This window comes from Mycoplasma collis ATCC 35278 (assembly GCF_000701825.1).
Lineage (GTDB): Bacteria > Bacillota_I > Bacilli_A > Mycoplasmatales > Metamycoplasmataceae > Mesomycoplasma_A > Mesomycoplasma_A collis.
Genome location: NZ_JNJY01000038.1, coordinates 1 through 1,378, shown reverse-complemented (window position 1 = coordinate 1,378; position 1,378 = coordinate 1). Strand labels below are relative to the sequence as shown.

General features: G+C 20.2%; 1 protein-coding gene. It reads right to left on the bottom strand.

Annotated elements, in window-relative coordinates:
* Positions 1 to 347 precede the first annotated feature (347 nt).
* On the bottom strand, positions 348 to 1,211 hold the full coding sequence (locus T403_RS0103940; protein ID WP_033161520.1) for a DegV family protein: 864 nt from the start codon (positions 1,209 to 1,211) through the stop codon (positions 348 to 350).
* Between the last annotated feature and the right edge of the window lie 167 nt (positions 1,212 to 1,378).

Below are 1,378 nucleotides of genomic sequence, written 5' to 3'. Positions count from 1 at the left end.
ATGGGCATTAATGTTGCAATAGCTTCACTCATTACATTAGTTTCATTATTTTTATAAACTAATTTAAGTTGTGCTTTAGTATTAGTGCTTAAATCATTATTTAAATATTTTTTAAGAGTTTAAAAGCTTTATTATTAATTTTAATAACATCAGTTATTTGTGAAAATCTTGAAATAAATTTGAACACTAGTTGATCTAGTGATTAAAAAATCTAATTTTTTATTATTTTATTTTTAAAGTTTTTAAAATAATTTTTAAAATTTTTGAATTATAGAAAAAAGTAAATTTTATCCTTTATTTGAGATAAAAGTTAAAAAATAATAAAAAAAAATAACTTCATAATAAAGTTATTTTTGCAAACATAAAATTTTTTTTATTTCCTTTATTTCGTTATCTGTTATATTTATAACACTAAAAGCAACAGCTTCTGGGCCACTATGAACAGCTATCACATTTGGTATTGAAAAAACTTCAATTTTATTTTTAGAAATTTGTTTAAATTTATCAACTATTTCATTAACTTCATTATTATTAGAATGTAATACTATTGTTTTATAAGTTGGAAACTTATTATAAATTTCATTGTAAATATTAACCAATGATTTATTGAAAATTCTTCCTTTTCCTCTTTTTTCTAAAGCTCCATTTTTTAATTCAATAATAGGAACAATTTTTAATAATTTAGCTATTGTAGCAGCAGAAGGCGAAAGTCTACCTCCTTTAACCAAATAATCATTATATTTAGGAACTAAAATTAATTCACCTTCTACATTATTTTCAAGCATTTCAAGAGCTTGATTAAATTCCATATTGTGTTCAATATTTTTTTTAAATCTTAAAATATCTAATAATGTTAATAAAGTTAATTTATTTGATTTAACAACATATACTTTTCGATTATCTTTAAAAGCTGTTTTTAAATTAGAATATTGAGATGATAATTTACTGCTAATAGGATAAATTATAATTTTGTCATATTCATTTTCAAGTTTTTCAATTAATTTAAACGCTTGTCCAAGTGGGGTTGCTGAAGTTGAAATTTTAGAATTTTTATTAATTAAATTAAAAACTTCTTCATTTTGCAAATCTATTCCATCTGCATATTCTTTATCATCGATATTTATGTATAATGGCAAAAAATATAAATCATTTTTTTTTGCATTTTCTTGTGTTAAACCAACAGATGAATCAATAACAAAAGCTATTTTCATAATGTTATTTATTATAGCAAATTTTTATTTTTTATGCTTTGAATTTTTATTTTTTTCATAAAAAAATAGTTAATAATTACTATTAATGATCCTGAGAATATTTTAAGCAATAATGATAAGAATAATTACAAGATTTATTTTGCTCACGAAAAAGATCAATCTAATGT